This window comes from Gammaproteobacteria bacterium (ex Lamellibrachia satsuma) (genome assembly GCA_019623805.1).
In the GTDB taxonomy this organism is placed as follows: Bacteria; Pseudomonadota; Gammaproteobacteria; order Chromatiales; family Chromatiaceae; genus QGON01.
The window spans coordinates 828062-845495 of sequence record CP053680.1 but is presented as its reverse complement, the minus strand read 5'-3'; the positions used below and the strand labels follow the sequence as shown (position 1 = coordinate 845495).

Below are 17434 nucleotides of genomic sequence, written 5' to 3'. Positions count from 1 at the left end.
GGAAAGAGAGGGTTTGGCGTGAAAATCTACCTGGTGGGTGGTGCGGTGCGGGATCGATTGCTGGGGTTGCCGGTTTACGATCGTGACTGGGTGGTGGTGGGCGCCACGGCCAGGGAGATGGTCGACGCGGGTTACCAGTCGATGCCGGGTGACTTTCCGGTCTTTCTTCATCCGGAGAGCGGGGATGAATACGCCCTGGCGCGCACTGAGGTCAAAACCGGTCCCGGATATCATGGCTTTGAGGTGGATGCGGGACCGGATATCACCCTGGAGCAGGATTTGCTGCGGCGGGACCTGACCATCAATGCGCTGGCCGAGGATGCCGACGGCAACATCATCGATCTTTGCCACGGACGTGACGATCTGAATGAGGGTTTGTTGCGGCATATAACCCCCGCTTTTACCGAAGATCCCGTCCGCCTGCTGCGGATTTCCCGTTTCGCCGCAAAACTTGGGCAATGGGGATTTCGGGTTGCCCACGGCACTCACGACCTGATGAAGAAGATGGCCGCCTCCGATGATCTGCCCAATCTCAAATCTGAGCGGGTCTGGCGAGAGATGAAAAAGGCTCTCGCCCAGCCTCAGCCCTGGCGTTTTTTTGAGGTACTGCATCAATGTGGCGTCCTGCAGCGCCTGCTCCCCGTTTTGGGAGAGACGATGGGAGATGCGACTGTTCTTGGTCATCCCTCCCCCAAAGCAGCAATGGCGCCTCTGCACCGGGCGGTGGTTTTGACCGAAGATCTCAGGGTGCGCTTCGTTGCTGTGATGTTCGCCGGGTTGGCACGAACCGGCGAGATGGCTGAATTCTCCAGACAGCTACCGGTTGAGCGTGAGTTTACGGATCTGCTTGAGTGGATGCTGGTTTACGGCGTTGAGCTCGATGCGGAAACATCTGCGGAAAATCTGCTGCGTATCGTTGCCAGATTGAAGCCTGTGCAGCAGCCTGAGCGTTACCGGGCTTTTGAGCTGAGCTGCCACGCCCTTTGGCCAGAGAAGATGAAGGCGGCATGGCCTCGTCTGGAGCTTGCAGGGCAGGTGGTTTTATCGGTCGATGTGCAGGCGTTGCGCCGTACAGGTCTCGAAGGGGCGGCTCTGGGTGAGGCTGTGCAGCATGCGAGGGTTGAAATGCTGCAGCAACGATTGTCGGACTTCTAATGCGCGATCAATGTAATAATTGCAGATTCAACCAGGAGGCAGGGTGCGCTGTGCGCACCATGATTAGCGTGATTACGGATTGTCTTGGTGCGCATGGCACACCCTACATGTCTGAAGTATGACTTTTTTACTGTTTTACAGGCTGCCAATTCACATCGCCAATGCTGCGGGTTAGAGTGCCCGATTATGAGCCCAGATCAAGAACAGACCGTTTCCATTGGCCCCACCCCGTCGAGGGGGGGCGGGGAACCATTGGCGGCGCAGACGAGCGGACCGCGGGCAGGATATGCGGGTCGCTGGCCGAGCCTGCAGATCCTTCTGACCGGCCATCTGCTCCTGCCTATCGGTCTGCTGGGAGTGAGTATCCTTACCAGCCTGGTGCTCGTGGTTTTACTTTTTGCGGAGATTGGTGCGGCTGAAACGATTCAGCGTTTGTTGCTGGTAAGCATCGTCTTTGCCGGTTTGACGATGTTGGTGGGAATGGCGAGGTTGCGCAGTCAACTGCTCCGTCCGCTGGCGACGCTGGAGGATACTGTGACACAGGTTTGTGAGGGTGAACCCGTGGTAACCCAGATCCCGAAACAGAGTGGTGTGCTCTCCGTGATGGCCAGAGGCATCGACAGTCTGAGTGAGGAGTTGACCGATATCTATGAGGATATGGAGGTACGGGTCGCCCGCCAGAGTTCCAAGCTGGCGCAGAAAACCACCTCTCTACAGCTTCTTTATGATGTGGCTACCGGTATCAATCAGTCGGAAAACCTGGACGAACTGCTGCTGGACTATCTGCGGGTGCTCAAGCAGATGCTGAACGGCCGCTCAGCCAGCGTCCATCTGGTAATGCCGGACGGGCGGGTACGGGTGGTAGGGAGCATCGGTCTCGATAACCGCCTCTATCGGGAGCGGGAGATGCTGCCGGTGAAGCTGTGTCACTGTGGCATTGCCCTGTTGCCCGGGAACAGTCTTTGCGAGCATGATGCAGTGGAGTGTTCACGGGCCAATGACCGCAGGATGTTCGGTAAGGATGAGATCGAGCGGGTGACGGTCTCACTCTGGCACCACGGGGATGTGCTGGGTTTCTACCATATCTATGTGGACAAGCCGGGCATTTACAGTGGACGGGAAGACGTGCTCGACATCCTCAATACTATCGGCAGCCACCTTGGCATGGCGGTGGCCAAACAGCGCTCGGATAAGGAGGCGCGGCGACTCTCTATCGTCAAGGAGCGCACCGCCCTGGCCCATGAGTTGCATGACTCCCTGGCCCAGACCCTGGCGAGTCTGCGATTCCAGGTGCGTATGTTGGAGGAGACCCTGGAGAAACCCGACCAACACCCGGAAGCGCAGCAGGAGACCCAGCGTATCCGCCACGGTCTCGATGAGGCGCATCTGGAGTTGCGGGAGTTGATCAACAGTTTTCGTGCCCCGGTGGACCAGCGGGGATTGTTGGCGGCGCTGGAGAAACAGGTTGAACGTTTTCAGCATGAGACCGGTGCCCACGCCGTCTTTCAGTCCGATTGCCGGGAAGTGAGAATGAACAGCAGCCAGGAGCTACAGACCCTGCGCATCGTGCAGGAGTCGCTGGCCAATATCCGCAAGCACGCAAAGGCGCATACTGTGCGGGTGTTGCTGCGTTGCCGTGGAGGGGGGAACTACCTCCTGCTGGTTGAGGACGACGGTGTTGGTTTTGAAGGGGTTGCGCCGGAAGGTAACCCAGGTGAGCACATTGGCCTCTCCATCATGGAAGAGCGGGCGCGCCGGGTTGGGGGTAAATTGAGTATTGAAAGTGAACCGGGAGAGGGTACGCGGGTGGAGTTGAGTATCCGCCAGGCCGATCTCAAGACCGATGGCGGGAGATAGTTTATGCGGGTAATGTTGATTGATGATCACGCCCTATTTCGAATCGGTCTGCAGGAACTCCTGACGCGCCGGGGTATCGAAGTGAGCGCCATTGGTGACTGTGTGCAGGGCATTGACCTGGTGGAGCAGCAGCAACCCGATGTGGTGTTGCTGGATATGCGCATGCCCGACATGACCGGGATAGAGGTGTTGCTGCAGCTGCGAAAAAATGAGCAGCAGATGCCGATTATCATGCTGACCACCAGTCGCGAGGAGAAGGATGTCATCGATTCGCTGCAGAACGGCGCCCAAGGCTATCTGCTCAAAGACATGGAACCCGATGAGCTGATCGATGCCCTGCAGGAGATCGTGCAGGGAAACACCGTGGTGGCCAAGGAGTTGACCGGTATTCTGGCCAAGGCGGTTCAGGGCGACAGTAGTGGGCTGGAGAAGCCGTCGTCAACACTGGATGATCTGACGCCGCGGGAACGGGAGATCCTCTGCCATCTGGCGGATGGTCAGAGCAACAAGGTTATTGCACGTCATCTCGGTATTTCCGACGGCACCGTAAAACTGCACGTCAAGGCGATCCTGCGCAAGCTGGATGTTCACTCCAGGGTCGAAGCGGCGGTGATCGCGGTGGAGCAGAATCTATGTTTGCGAAACTCGTCCCAGTCCGGAAGCATATAACTCACAATAGCCCTCAGACCCCGAATCAATGGCCGTTCGATGGGGAAGTGGCTCCCTGATCCGAAAACTCGGGTGCCTTGAACCAGGAGAGTTTCTCCTGCAGTTCCACAACCCGTCCCACGATGATCAGTGTCGGTGGCTTGGGTTTCTCCCGCTCCACCACTTCCTGAATATTATCCAAAGTGCCGGTGAAGACCCGCTGCATGTGAGTGGTGCCTTGCTGAACCAGTGCGATGGGCATGTCCCCGGGAGTGCCGTGAGCTTGGAGTTGTTGGCGGATTACGGGTAGTCCAAGCAGTCCCATGTAGAAGACGATCGTTTGACTGGGTTGTGCCAGCATCTCCCAATTGAGATTCATGGTGCCGTCTTTAAGATGGCCGGTGACGAAGGTGACCGACTGGGCGTAGTCTCTATGGGTGAGGGGAATGCCCGCATAGGAGGCGCAGCCCGCAGCCGCGGTGACGCCGGGTACGACCTGGAAGGGGATGCCCTCTTCGGCAAGGGTGTCGATCTCCTCGCCGCCCCGACCGAAGATGAAGGGGTCGCCGCCCTTCAGGCGCACCACCCGCTTGCCCTCTTTGGCCAGGCGTGCCAGCAGCTTGTTGATCTCTTCCTGCCGCATGGCATGGTTGGAGCGCTCTTTGCCGACGTAGATGCGCTCGGCATCCTGGCGTGTCATTTCCAGGATCGGTTCCGCCACTAACCGATCGAAGACCACGACATCGGCCTGTTGCATCAGCCGCAGTGCGCGGAAAGTCAGCAGATCAGGATCACCCGGTCCGGCCCCCACCAGATAGACCTCTCCGGTCGATTCCGACAGTTTGGCATCCGCCAGGGCCTTGTCCAGCAACTGATCCGCCTCGTCGGTGTGCCCGGAGAAGATGCGTTCTGCCACTCCACCCTGCAGCACGTTGTCCCAAAACAGCCGACGATCTTTCGGTTCGCTGAAGGTCTCCTTTACCCGTTCTCTGAAACGGCCGCAGAATTCTGCCAGACGACCGTATCCAGCAGGGATCAGGGACTCAAGGCGGGCTCGAATCAGACGCGCCAGCACCGGAGAGGCACCACCGGTGGAGATTGCGGCAACCACAGGGGAGCGGTCGATTACCGAGGGAACGATAAAGCTGCAGAGCTTGGGCTGATCCACAACGTTGACCGGGATGCGCTGTGCGCTGGCCAACTCGGCAATGTTGCGGTTGACTTCACTGTCGCCGGTTGCAGCGATGACGAGATGGCTCTCTGCCAGGTCACTCTCGTCAAAATGCCGCTCCATATGGGAAAGCTGTCCCGCATCCCGCCAAGTGGTCAGATTTGGCGTCAGTTCAGGTGCAACCAGAATAACGTCCGCGCCAGAATTCAGCAGGGCTGCGGTCTTGCGTTCGGCGACGGGGCCGCCGCCTACCACCAGGCAGCGCTTGCTGTTGATGTCGAGGAAGATGGGGAAAAAGTCCATAGATTCAATGCTTCAGTGAGAATTTGGAGTGGTGGTGGATTGTCACAGCTGTCGAACATGGGCGAACAACCCGGTGAAATCCATGCTATTTTATACGATTACTTCATGCTTTTGGCTTGAAATATTTAAACACATTAATATACTAATGCGCTCAGTTATTCAATATTAGGTGGTAAAACGTGCTGGTACAGGAAATAGACTCTTCCGATCTGCAGGCCCGTATCTCCGAGGGCGACGACTTCTATCTGCTGGATATTCGCAGTGCCGGCGAAGTGGCCCAGGGGATGCTGCCCGATTCAGACCATATGCCGATGCATGTCATTCCCCTGCGCATGGAAGAACTGCCCAAGGACAAGGATGTGATCCTCTACTGTCACAGTGGTGCCCGATCTTATCATGCCTGTGCCTATCTGATTCAGCAGGGGTTTGAAAACGTGATTAATCTGCGCGGTGGTATTCTGGGTTGGGCGCGCTCAGGTTATCAGGTGGCTGCTAGAAAAGTTGGCTAACAAATTGAATTCCCATGGGTAAATGGGTTTGTAGCCTGTTTGGCCACTGTTTTATCAAGAGGTTTTGCTTGCGTTTCAGCGGCGCTTCGCATATAAATTACGCCCTGGATTATTCCTATACATTCTAATACAACCATATTCTGGAGGTCTTACCATGGCTGATTTCGATCAAGAGTTGGATGCAAGCGGACTGAACTGCCCCCTACCCATTCTGCGTGCAAAGAAGACTCTGAACGGCATGGAGTCTGGCAAGGTTCTACATATCATTGCTACTGATCCCGGTTCCGTGAAGGACTTCGAGGCATTTTCCAAGCAGACCGGTAACGAGCTGATGGAATCCAAGGAAGTCGGCGGCAAGTTCGAATTCCTGATCAAGAAAGGCTGATTTCCGGCCGCTGGGTTATATTGGAGACAGTTTAGATGTCAGATATGAAAAAGTTAGCCATCATCGCCACCAAGGGTTCGCTGGACTGGGCTTATCCGCCTTTTATCCTCGCGTCGACCGCTTCGGCCTTGGGCTATGATACCGAGATATTCTTCACCTTCTACGGCCTGCAACTTCTGAAAAAGAATCTGGACCTGGAAGTCACCCCCCTGGGTAATCCGGGTATGCCGATGCCGATGGGCATGGATAAGTGGTTTCCTGTCATGGGTCTGACCCTGCCGGGCATGCAGGGCATGATGACCAGCATGATGAAGAAGAAGATGGCATCCAAAGGCGTTGCCAGTCTGCCGGAATTGCGGGAACTCTGCCAAGAGGCTGAGGTTCGGCTGGTTGCTTGCCAGATGACTGTTGACCTGTTTGAGATGAATACCGCTGAATTCATCGACGGCGTCGAGTACGCCGGTGCAGCCGCATTCTTTGAGTTTGCCGGCGAAAGTGATATCTGCCTTTACATCTAATCCGTTGTAAATTGCAGTTCCAAAGCGCTGCCCTCACAAGGGGTGGCGCTTTTTTATGTCTGGTCGTTGAAAGTGACAAACGTAGGGTGCGCCATGCGCACCATGATTGATACGGCGACAAGAAAACGAGCAGACACAAAAAAACCGGCGCGATGGCCGGTTTTTTTGTGGTCGTAGTGGGATGTGGTTTACATAAACGTCTTGTTTACCCCAAAACCGAACAGATGGACGCTGGACTCGTAGTCGCCCACAACGGCGCTGGTACCATTTGTCTCACCATTGGCGTGGGTTGTCGCTGTCGGTGTGCGGTCTTGAAACTGCACGTACATATAACCGGCGTCGATCGACCAGCCGTCTCCCAGTTGATGCCCGGCGCCAAAGCTGAAGAGGTGGCGGTCGGCATCAGGTACGCGGGGGCTGAAATAGTCATCGCCCTGCGGGGTTTCGTCAAAGGTATAGCCAGCGCGCAACTGTGTTTTTCCAGTGAGGTCGTAGGAGGCGCCGAAACGGTAGGCGTTGACGTCTTTCCATTTGTTTTCGCTGCTGACGTAGTTGATAAAGGAGAGTTCCTTGTTGTCCACCACAAGCGTGTCGAAACTGCTCCAACCCGTTCGAGTGATGTCGAACTCCAGCGCCAGCTTATCTGTTGTCTGGTTGCGCACACCGATCTGCAGGCGGTAAGGTATTTCAAGTTCGGCAACCGCATTGTTTGAGGCAAACCCTGGAACCGGTGAGCCGGGAGGAAGGGATATATTGCCGTCGATAGGGATCTTTGCGGCTGAGTGGAAACTGCCGCCAAAGCTCCAGTTGTTCATCACATAGAGGCCGCTGATGTTTAAACCGGCGCCACGGCCGTCACCCTCGACTTCAACGGCAGGGTACGCTGCGCCCCCATCATTTACCGACGCATTGAATAGCACCTCTTTCATCCAGTAGATATCGATGCCGCCTGCTACGCTGAAATTGTCGTTAATCATATATGAGACGCTGGGGGAGAAGGCGACGATCTCCAGCTTGGTATTGGTGGGCATGGTCTCACCCAGCGGATAACCGCCGGGATTGGAGGCGCTGGCGGCAAAGGTCTCAGGCAGCCAATCGGTTTCCAGTCCAAAAGGTGCATTGACTGACAGGCCGATCGACCAGTCTTCGCTCATCTGATAATGCGCACTGATAGCGGGAATTGCCACAATGTCATTCGATTCGCTGTCGAAAGAACCGTTGCCTGTTGTGACGCCCAGATTGGGTTTGACCAACAGCCCGCCGAGACTGGCTGCCCCCCCTTCATGGAAGGCCATTGCAGCTGGGTTGTAGGCAATTGCGCCGAGATCTTTGTGGTTTGCGACTACGGCATTTGATTGTGCCATGCCGGAAACTGAAAGTTCAGGGACAGCAAAACCGGAAGCGGCGGCTTGTTGAGCGGAGAACGCAAGTGCGATTCCGCAGGCCAGAGCCAGTTTGTGCAGTTTCGGTGTATTGGTTTGATCCATGGGTTCCTCCACCCGTGTTTATGTGGTTATTCTCGCCCCGGTTTCGGGCAATCCTGTGAGGCTAAGAGATTCAAGGGAAAAATGCCACCAAAATACGGTTTTTTTTTGTGGCGGGGACTAGATTAGCATTCCCTCATAATAGGGTTTTATGATATAAAAGGAATTTATCGGCACAGAAAGCCGAGGCTGAGCAGGGGAAAATAAGTATGGCTGATCGCAGGTTACAAGTATTTCACACGGTTGCGCGCCTGCTGAGTTTTACCAAGGCGGCTGAAACCCTGCACATGACACAGCCAGCGGTGACATTTCAGGTGCGTCAACTTGAGGAGTATTTCAACACGCGACTGTTCGACCGCACGCACAACCGGATCAGCCTCACCGAGGCAGGGGGCCGGGTATTCGAATACGCCGATCAAATCTTCGATCTCTATGCCGATATGGAAAATGCGGTGCGTGAGATGACCGGAGAGATCCGTGGGGCGCTGACTATTGGCGCCAGCACCACGATTGCGGAGTATATGCTGCCAGCATTGCTGGGTGATTTTGGCAAACGTTATCCGGAAGTCACCATTCATCTGCGTGTTTCCAACTCTGATGGCATCGTCTCCATGGTGGAGAACAACAGTATCGACCTGGGGGTTGTGGAAGCCCCTGTGGGCAACAAGAATCTGGTGGTCAAGGTATGCCGGAAGGACCATCTGGTTGCGATCGTGCCACCCGGCCATGAGTTGGGGGGGCATGCGGCCATCCCGTTCAAGAAACTGCTGGATTTTCCCTTTATCTGCCGGGAGGAGGGATCTGGCACCCGGGAGGTTATCAATGACTATATGTGTGAGCACCTCGACAGCTGCAACAACAACCTGAACATCACCATGGAGTTGGGCAGCCCGGAATCGGTCAAGGGTGCCGTTGAAGCGGGTATGGGTGTTTCAGTAGTCTCCCGGGCGACTGTCCAGAAAGAGTTGAAGTTGGGTACTCTGTGTGCCATTAAGCTGGACCCGCCGTTGGAACGTCCTTTCTCCTTTGTCCACCAGAAGCAGAAGTTTCGCCTCCGGGTGATGGAGGAATTACTCGAATTTGCCAGTGCTTACTGTGAGAGTCACTCTACTGTGGAATTGTAGATTTGCAGTTTATGCCAACCCAGAAAAAACTGCCTCCAGAGCAGCGTAAGCTGCTTGATTTGTATTCAGTGCTGGATGAACAGAACCGCTTGAGTCTGATGGCGTTCGCTGAATTTTTGTCAGCACGAGGCGTCGAGGAAACCAAATCCGAGCCGGAACCGCTGCAGACATTCAAATCAATCCCGCGCCCTGAGAGTGAATCCGTAGTAAAGGCGATCAAAAGATTGAGTGAGAGTTACTTCATGCTGGAGCGGGACCAGATGTTTAGCGAGACCTCGTCCCTGATGATGGCCCATGTGATGCAGGGCAGGGGTGCAGTGGAGGTCATTGATGATCTTGAAGCCCTGTTTGAGCGGCATTATCAGGGCTATCGAGATGGAGACTGAATATTCTGCTTCCAGCTTCCAGCACGCTGACATCCGCATAGTGTTAACAGGTCCTAGACTTTAAACAACCATGCAAGTCATTACTGACTGGTTCAAACGTTACTTTTCCGATCCCCAGATTGTCTCCCTGACGATCTTTCTGGTGATCGGTTTTGGCGTTGTTTTGACCATGGGGGACATGCTTGCGCCGGTGTTGGCCAGTGTGGTCATGGCCTACCTGCTGGAGGGAGTGGTCTGCCTGCTGGAGCATCGCAGGTGGCCCCGGTTGGGTGCGGTGCTACTGGTGTTCAGCGGTTTTCTGCTGTTTGTCGCGCTGGTTGTGTTGGGCTTGTTGCCGCTGCTCTCCCGTCAGGTGACGGAATTGGTCCAGCAGTTGCCGACAATGATCTCGACCGGCCAGCAGGCGTTGATGCAGTTGCCGGAGAGATACCCGGAGATCGTCTCCCAGGTACAGATAGAGGAACTGATCGGCCAGATTCGCAGTGAGATTGGTGGTTTTGGCCAACGGGTGCTCTCCTGGTCGGTGGCCTCGGTAGTCGGCGTCATTACTCTGCTGGTCTATCTGATTCTGATGCCGTTACTGGTCTTCTTTTTTCTCAAGGACAAAGGGGTGATCCTGGAGTGGATTATCCAGTACCTGCCCAAGCACCGAAAGTTTGCAGGAACGGTGTGGAAAGATGTGGATCGGCAGATCGGTAACTATGTGCGCGGTAAGTTCTGGGAAATTATCATCATCTGGGCGACGAGTTATGCCACTTTCTCCCTGTTGGGACTGAATTACGCATTGTTACTCGCTGTGGCCGTAGGTCTTTCGGTGATCATTCCCTACATCGGAGCGGCTGTGGTCACCTTCCCGGTGCTTTTCGTCGCCTGGTTTCAGTGGGGCTGGTCTCCCGATTTTGCCTGGCTCGCAGTTTCTTATTTCGTGATTCAGGCGCTGGATGGGAATGTGTTGGTGCCGTTGCTCTTCTCTGAAGTTGTTGATCTGCACCCGGTGGCAATTATTGTTGCGATCCTGGTGTTTGGAGGGTTTTGGGGATTTTGGGGCGTCTTTTTCGCCATTCCGTTAGCCACTCTCGTGCAGGCGGTTTTGGTCAGCTGGCCACGGCCTGCTTTGGCGGTGGGTGTGGAATGATCCCGGAACGGGAACCCCCGGCATCCATATCAGATGCCGAGGCTTATCGCCAGCTATCGACCGGGATCAACTTTTGTTGGTGTTGACGCCAATGATCGAGTAGAGCGGGCACCAGCCCATCAGTGCGGTAAACAGCGGCACTGCACCGATAGCGCCCCACCAGTTGACCGGGTCATTCAGAAGAAATCCCCATGCAAGCAGGGCAATGCCCACGATAATACGAAGAATCTTTTCTATTCCACCAACGTTCTTAGTCATCTTTTTCTCCTGATCTGTAGATGAAGGAGACGAGCCTCAACAGCATGAGAGGCAACGCCATGCCCGGAATGCTACTCGTAGATGTGCCGAATGTATGTGACTTAGTCACATTGGCTCCGTGTATCCACAAGCTTGAACCTACAGTTGCTCGCTCAGGGCTTGAGGGTCCAATAGATCAATCCTGCCGCGATTTGTGCTGATCATCTGACGGCTCTCAAAATCCTTTAGGATGCGGCTGATAACCTCACGGGATGTGCCCAGATCTGAAGCGATCTCCTGGTGCGTTACTTTTATCGCCTGGTTGCCGTTCGATTCAGCGCGTTTCAACAGATATGCTGCAAGTCGATGGTCAACCCGCCGAAAAGCGATCTCTTCCACCACTGTGATGACTTCGGCGAGACGCTCTGAGACGAGTCCAAAGAGATATTCCTGCCAAGCCGGAAACCGGCTCATCCAGTTCTGTGCTTCGGCAGTGGGTATCAATACTGCCTCTAACGCCTTTTCGCAGACGGCAATGGCAGGGAAGGGAGTGTTGCTGATGATGCAGGATGCCGTCAAGATGCAGCTCTCTCCTCTGCCGATGCGATAGAGAGTGATTTCGCGGCCATTCTCTCCAAGCTTGTAAATGCGTGCAGTGCCGCTTATTACCAATGCCAAGTGGGTGCATGACATACCTTCGTGGCAGATGGATTGCGGCTTGTCCAAATGGACGACCGAGGCGGCCTGGAAAAAATGTCGCTTGAATGTCGGGTCTTTCCGGCGCAGAAAACCGAAGCAGTCGATGATCCGGTCGATTTGTTGGGAATCTGTGATCAAGGTCGGAAGTTCGACTTCATGATTTGCCGGAATTATTCTGCAAATCCGGCTGGACAATATCAGCGTGATGGATCCAGGCTGGCGCAATCTGATCGGATTTATCGACTCTGGGAAGGATGATTTTGATATGGGATTCGTGCAGTTTGCTGGAGATGCCGGCAATTGCGGTCTCTTCACTGTTCAACAGTTTTTTGGACAGTCTGATGAAATTTGCACCCAGATAGTTGAGTACTTTAAAGGCCGCATCGTTACCGAGAAAACGGGCGAGTGAGATGCTAATACCCATTTCGCGCAGTGCCCGAATGAAGGCTTTGGAACGCTTTAGATCGAAAGCCAGATCAGCGAGATCGAACTCCATGTGGAGCCCGGTGCCTACCAGTTGGCGGCGGCGGAGCTGGTCACGAATCCACTGTAAACGCCCCATATCTTCAATGGAGGCAGCAGATTGATGAATGACTATGTTGGTCTGTCGCCCTTCATGGCGCCGTTCATCCAGAATTGAGATTGCTTCCCCGCAGAGCCAACGTTCGACGTCGCTTAGCCGGTCTATGCGTTTGGCGGTTTGCAGAATCTGTTCTGCAGGGACGGTCTCTCCCTGTTCGGATCGAATCCGTGGCAGTAACTCGTGGAAGATGCCGGCCTGCTGTTCAGTGCTGGTTAAAGGTAGAATGACCAGTTGGAATGTGTTCTCTTCGAGACTTTTCCTGACCAATTTTTCAAGCGGAATGTCCGACGTTTGAGTGTTTTTCTTTTGGACGTGTCGCCCCTCACTGAACACGACCGTTCTATTCCCTCCAGCCGCCTGTGCATTGGCCGATGCCAGGGAGCTTCTGGTAACCATTTCGGAGCTGCTGTGATCGTGCTCATTGTTGAAGCTGATACCAATGCTGGCTTCAAGTCTGAGCTTCAAGCCATCGATTTCGAAGGGGGTATCCGATATTGCCTTTCGAATGGCCTCTGCCAGAGCCTCCAGGTTATTTTTATGTGGCCGGTTTGCCAACAACAGAATTGAGTCGTCACTGTTGCGCGCAGCCATGTCCTGAGGTTCGATCAGTCCAGCTATTCGGCTGCCGAGCTGGCCAAGTAATCGGATGATCTGGGTTTCGTTCGTGCTGATGCGAATCTCATTGAGGTTTCCCAGCCCAACATAGAAAACGCCCAATATTTGGGCCGATGGTGAGGCAGACACAAGTTGCCTGTCCAGTTGCGTAAAGAATAATCGCCGGGTATGGAGACCAGTGACAGAGTCCCGTTGATTGGGTGTGGGCTGGGCGGAGCTGATGTGTCTGGCTCGCTGAATGCGGTTATTGACGGTAGTCACCAGGTGGCGGGGACGAATAGGTTTTGAGATGAAGTCGTCCCCGCCGACACTCAGTGCGTCCAGCTGTTTGTCTGCATTCTGCTCTCCGGAGAGAAAAACGATGGGTATGCTGACAAACTCCTCCCGTTCTCGAATGATGCTGGTGAGTTCGATGCCGTTGGCTCCCGGCATATAAAGGTCCATCAGGATAAGGTCCGGCCGGAACTGATCAAGAATATCCATCACCTTGAGTGGATCGGTGACGGCCAGGGTTTCGATATTGGCTTTGCGCAGAATAGCTGCCGCAAAATCCGCCTGAGATGGATCATCCTCAACGATGAGTACCCGATAGGTTTTCTCTCTGTCTGGTTTTACCAGTTGGAGAATCTTCCCGGTCAGGTTGGGAATATTGAATGGAGATGTGAAATAGCCCGTCGCACCGATACGCAACGCCTGGAGACGGAGTTCCAATTCGTTGGATCGAGAGAGAAAGATCAGCTTCGGTCTCTCTATGCCACGTTGTTCAAGCCGCTCCAGTTCATCGAAAACCGGCTTGAGCTGAGCGAGTAGATGGCAGTCAATGAGTAGACCGTCAGGCAGCTTCTTTTCCAGCTCACCCACTAGGTCATCGGGCTGGTTGAAAGTCAAAACCTGGCAGTTCTCCGCCTCCAGGGTCTGTATGAGGCTGGGTACGATATCCTGAGCATGACGCAGGTAATGAAGCAGACAGCCTTTGCCTTTATCGGCCCCCGTTTTTTTTTGCCGCAATTCATCCACTGCATCATGGAGTGACATAAGGCTTTCGCTCAGGTGGCTTATTACCTCCATCTCTGGTTTTCGATCAGTGTCGAGGAGTGTGCCGAGATAGGCCTCCATCGAATAGAGCGTCTCACTGACTCTGACAAGCCCAAAACGACTGCTGGCACCAGCCAGATCCTGAATTCTCTGAAAAAGACGAAATAGTTTGTCGCTGTCCCAATCATCCGATGTGAGTGAACTCCATACATCGTCGATAGCCGTCATGCGCTCCGGCAAGTGCCGCAGGAAAACCTGCTTCAATTCGCCAACGCTCTGCTTATGAATGTTGTTGGACTCAGACATCCTTACGGGTGTTTAGATTTTGTTATTGGACAGACCGATTATGAAGACTTTTTCAAAACCGGGACGACAAGTTCCGCTTCCATAAGAATCATGACAAAAGTTTACAGGATTTTAGAAAGATGTTGAAAAATAATAAACGGGATTATAGTTTTTTTTCATGCGGCCGAAACAGGTTTTATCAGGAGCGAAATAGCTGCCTATATGCTAACTTAGGAATGAAAAGGGATTTTGTGGAATGACATATCTGGTGGTAGAGGGCTGCTGCTGGCCCGTGAGGGCGGCATGGTTGTCTGATCTGGGTCTGGGCTTGTTGGCCCAGGACGTGGTTCATCCAGTCTCCATTGAATCTGCGTTGAAACATTCCAGCCACCCTTGCCCCGTGGTTCTCGCTGACAGTATTGGTTGATGACGGAAAATAATTTTGAAGATATCAAGGTAAAGGCCGAACAGGTCAGGTTGCTCTATAACAGTGGCATTGTGCTGATGCTTGCCAACCTGGTGGGTGCCGCTATCTTCTTCTCCATCAACAACGCCTGGGATTTTGCCCGTGGCCAGATTTGGGGTGGGGTGCTGCTCGCTATCCTGCTTTTACAGGCTGTTTTGACCTTTTTTGCCAGCCGCGCGGCTGTTTCCAATCTGCTCAACTGGCGTTTTCCCTTTCTTCCGGGTGTTTTGTTGCTGGGTTTGGCCTGGTCTGCTGCACTGATATTTCTATTGTTGCAGCCTATGTCCCACGAGTCTCTGCTGAGCTATGCCCTGATTGGCGTCGTGGTGCTCCTCTCTGCCATTTTGCTGACAGTGGACGGCCTGGCCAGCCTGGTCTTTATTCTGGCGGCATCACTGCCGGTGATCCTGAATGTGACCCTCTCAGATATGGCACTACAGGAAGGCGCCTGGGTGGGACTCATCGCCTATCTGCTGGCGCTGGGGATCCTCTCCATGTGGATGACGGCCGCTCAGCAGCGCTTTCTGCTGATGTCTGCCAACCGCACTTTGCTGCGCGAACGGCTGATGGAGACAGAGACCCAATTGTCGGAGTTGTCCAGTCGCCTGAGTGCGGAAAATGATCAACGGCAGGATGTCGAACGGGAGCTCTCGTTGGCCAAGGAGGCGGCAGAGACCGCAAATCTGGCCAAGACAGAATTTTTGGCTACCATGAGCCATGAGATTCGTACCCCTCTGAACGGCATTCTTCCCATTCTGGAGATGCTGCGGGAGACCAAGCTGGAGAGTGAACAGCGCCAATTCGTCAATACCGCGCTCAACTCATCCCAACTGCTGTTGAGCATCATCAACGATATTCTGGATTTTTCCAAGGTTGAGGCCGGCAAGCTGGAGTTGGAGTTCATCGAACTGAATGTTCGTGAACTGGTGGAGCAGGTAACCGTCCTGATGACGAACGCTGCAGTCCGCAGAAAACTCAAACTCAGCTATCGGATAGATCAGGATGTGCCTCCCGCAGTACGTGGAGACCCGATTCGGCTGCGGCAAATTTTGACGAACTTGGTAAGTAATGCGATTAAATTTACCAAAAAAGGTGGTATCTCCGTGGAAGTTTCCATCAGGCACGCTACCCGTACCGAGGTGGAATTGCTCTTCGCAGTACGTGATACCGGTGTCGGCATGTCGGAAGAGGCGGTGGAGAGGCTTTTTCAGCCTTTCTCACAGGCTGATGCATCCACTACCCGCACACATGGAGGGACCGGGCTGGGTTTGGCGATCTGCAAGCGTCTGACGGAGCTCATGAGTGGACGCATTGGGGTTAAATCAAAGAAGGGCAAAGGCTCCCTCTTCTGGTTTGTCGTGCCCCTGCGCAAATCGCTGGAAGAGGTGCCTTCCGCGCGGCGGGATCTGCAGGGCGCACGTGCCTTGATTCTGGCGCAAGATGAGGTTGCCCATAACATTGCGGCTTATATGCGGGATTGGGGAATGGTTTTTGAGCAGGCTGTGGACAGTTACGATGCGATATCCAAGCTCCAGGCATCAGCCAACCTGGGAGAGAGCTGGAGTTACGAACTGATCGTTATCGATGGTCGGGTTTCAGGCCAGGGAATTTTGAAGACGATCGAGGAAATTAGGGCCAATCCAGTGCTGCTTCAGGTAAAGTTTCTGGTTTTGGACCCCACTGTTTCAGATGCCAAGTCCCTTGGTCGTCAGGGCATTGAGATACTGAACGCCCCGATCCACAGGGTGGAGGTGGAGCAGAGATTCAAACGGCTGCTTGATGTAGAGACGGTGTCAGGCGCAGGCTCGGTAACAGCGGAGCAGCCTATGCCAAGAATGCCTGACGAATCTTTCGGTTGGGATGATGGGCATGCTGAGATGCTGGATGAGCCGCCAACTGTGGAGATGGCCGAAGAAGCGCCACTACCTCAACACACCCCGCTGGTAGGTAAGATCCTGGTGGTGGAGGACAATCCGGTCAATCTGGCAGTAGTAAAGAAAATTCTGCAGAAGGCGGGGTTACAGCCAGTCACAGCGACGGACGGTGTCCATGCCATGCAGGCGGTAGGCAGTGAGAATTTTGATGTTGTACTGATGGACTGTCAGATGCCTCGAATGGATGGTTACGAGGCGACGGATGCCATCCGACAACGTGAACAGCAGCAGGGACTTGCCCGACTGCCGGTCATTGCAATGACGGCAAACGCGATGGCGGGGGATCGGGAACGGTGCCTGGCGGCAGGGATGGATGATTATCTGTCCAAGCCGGTCAAGCCGGCGGCGCTGGAAAATATGCTGCGGCAATGGTTGCCCATGCAGGAAGTGTTGCAAGAACAAGCGGATGTTCCGGAAGATTCTGCTGAATCAACGGAGCTTCCACAGACTCAGGATCTGCCAACGGATGTGGGGGAGGAGGAAGTGTCCTACGATGTCATAGATATTGCGGTAGTGGAGGAGTTGTTTGAGATCATGGATGAGGATTTCATTATGGTTCTGGAGAGTTATCTGAGCAGTACGCCAGACTTAATGGATGGAATCAGACAGGCAGTTCAGTCCCGGGATCTGGACGCCCTGGTGGGGCCCGCTCATTCATTGAAATCGAGCAGTGCCAATGTGGGAGCAATCGAACTCTCGGTCCTGGCCAGGGAGTTGGAGACCAAAGGCCGTGAACAGGATGGAAGTGATCTGAGTGCCGTCTATGAGCAGATCGCAGATGTCTACAAACTCTCGGTCGCAGCCTTGCAGCAGATCGTCGAGCGCGGCAGTTTGGAGTGACGGGTTACAGCTCAAGTTTGGGCGTTCGTTGTGAAGGTTGGCATTGTGACGAACGTAGGGTGTGC

General features: G+C 54.2%; 15 protein-coding genes. 10 read left to right on the top strand and 5 right to left on the bottom strand.

What is annotated here, in order from left to right; genetic code table 11:
- The first annotated feature begins 18 nt into the window (after nt 1–18).
- The 3 genes from HPY30_03745 (at nt 19) to HPY30_03735 (ending at nt 3681) form a co-directional block, all read left to right on the top strand.
- Nucleotides 19–1155, top strand: coding sequence for a rhodanese (locus HPY30_03745; GenBank protein QYZ65183.1), 1137 nt, complete (start codon nt 19–21; stop codon nt 1153–1155).
- A gap of 186 nt (nt 1156–1341) precedes the next feature.
- Nucleotides 1342–3012 carry a histidine kinase gene (locus HPY30_03740; protein QYZ65182.1) on the top strand — a complete coding sequence of 557 codons (1671 nt, stop codon included), beginning with the start codon at nt 1342–1344 and terminating at the stop codon, nt 3010–3012.
- Nucleotides 3013–3015: 3 nt separating this feature from the next.
- Nucleotides 3016–3681 carry a response regulator gene (locus tag HPY30_03735; protein QYZ65181.1) on the top strand — a complete coding sequence of 222 codons (666 nt, stop codon included), beginning with the start codon at nt 3016–3018 and terminating at the stop codon, nt 3679–3681.
- Nucleotides 3682–3706: 25 nt separating this feature from the next.
- Here HPY30_03735 and cobA read toward each other — a convergent pair whose 3' ends face one another.
- A complete protein-coding gene (gene cobA, locus HPY30_03730) occupies nt 3707–5134 on the bottom strand; it encodes a uroporphyrinogen-III C-methyltransferase (protein QYZ65180.1) in 1428 nt (475 codons plus the stop codon).
- Between the two features lie 182 nt (nt 5135–5316).
- Between cobA and HPY30_03725 the strand changes: the two genes are divergently transcribed.
- From HPY30_03725 to HPY30_03715, 3 genes are all read left to right on the top strand, one after another.
- The gene (locus HPY30_03725; protein QYZ67890.1) at nt 5317–5643 is read left to right on the top strand and encodes a sulfurtransferase; all 327 of its coding nucleotides are present in this window, start codon (nt 5317–5319) and stop codon (nt 5641–5643) included.
- Between the two features lie 154 nt (nt 5644–5797).
- Nucleotides 5798–6028 carry a sulfurtransferase TusA family protein gene (locus tag HPY30_03720; GenBank protein QYZ65179.1) on the top strand — a complete coding sequence of 77 codons (231 nt, stop codon included), beginning with the start codon at nt 5798–5800 and terminating at the stop codon, nt 6026–6028.
- Between the two features lie 35 nt (nt 6029–6063).
- Nucleotides 6064–6546, top strand: a complete 483-nt coding sequence (locus tag HPY30_03715; protein ID QYZ65178.1) for a peroxiredoxin family protein — start codon at nt 6064–6066, stop codon at nt 6544–6546.
- Between the two features lie 188 nt (nt 6547–6734).
- Here HPY30_03715 and HPY30_03710 read toward each other — a convergent pair whose 3' ends face one another.
- Nucleotides 6735–8033, bottom strand: a complete 1299-nt coding sequence (locus HPY30_03710) for a porin (protein ID QYZ65177.1) — start codon at nt 8031–8033, stop codon at nt 6735–6737.
- A gap of 206 nt (nt 8034–8239) precedes the next feature.
- Between HPY30_03710 and HPY30_03705 the strand changes: the two genes are divergently transcribed.
- The 3 genes from HPY30_03705 to HPY30_03695 all read left to right on the top strand — a co-directional run bounded on the left by HPY30_03705 (nt 8240) and on the right by HPY30_03695 (nt 10675).
- Nucleotides 8240–9154, top strand: a complete 915-nt coding sequence (locus tag HPY30_03705) for a LysR family transcriptional regulator (protein QYZ65176.1) — start codon at nt 8240–8242, stop codon at nt 9152–9154.
- Nucleotides 9155–9165: 11 nt separating this feature from the next.
- Nucleotides 9166–9540 (top strand): Crp/Fnr family transcriptional regulator, encoded by a 375-nt coding sequence (locus HPY30_03700; GenBank protein QYZ65175.1) that lies wholly within the window; start codon nt 9166–9168, stop codon nt 9538–9540.
- A 70-nt stretch (nt 9541–9610) separates the two neighbouring features.
- Nucleotides 9611–10675, top strand: a complete 1065-nt coding sequence (locus tag HPY30_03695; GenBank protein ID QYZ65174.1) for an AI-2E family transporter — start codon at nt 9611–9613, stop codon at nt 10673–10675.
- A 66-nt stretch (nt 10676–10741) separates the two neighbouring features.
- On the opposite strand, the gene HPY30_03690 is transcribed toward HPY30_03695, so the two are convergent.
- The 3 genes from HPY30_03690 to HPY30_03680 all read right to left on the bottom strand — a co-directional run bounded on the left by HPY30_03690 (nt 10742) and on the right by HPY30_03680 (nt 14108).
- Entirely contained in the window at nt 10742–10933 is a 192-nt protein-coding gene (locus HPY30_03690; GenBank protein ID QYZ65173.1) for a DUF2892 domain-containing protein, read from the bottom strand.
- A gap of 138 nt (nt 10934–11071) precedes the next feature.
- Nucleotides 11072–11749 carry a Crp/Fnr family transcriptional regulator gene (locus tag HPY30_03685; GenBank protein ID QYZ65172.1) on the bottom strand — a complete coding sequence of 226 codons (678 nt, stop codon included), beginning with the start codon at nt 11747–11749 and terminating at the stop codon, nt 11072–11074.
- Nucleotides 11750–11765: 16 nt separating this feature from the next.
- Complete coding sequence (locus HPY30_03680; protein ID QYZ65171.1) at nt 11766–14108, bottom strand: response regulator; 2343 nt, start codon at nt 14106–14108, stop codon at nt 11766–11768.
- 447 nt (nt 14109–14555) lie between these two features.
- On the opposite strand from HPY30_03680, the gene HPY30_03675 reads away from it, so the two are divergent.
- Nucleotides 14556–17369 carry a response regulator gene (locus tag HPY30_03675; GenBank protein QYZ65170.1) on the top strand — a complete coding sequence of 938 codons (2814 nt, stop codon included), beginning with the start codon at nt 14556–14558 and terminating at the stop codon, nt 17367–17369.
- Nucleotides 17370–17434: the final 65 nt, after the last annotated feature.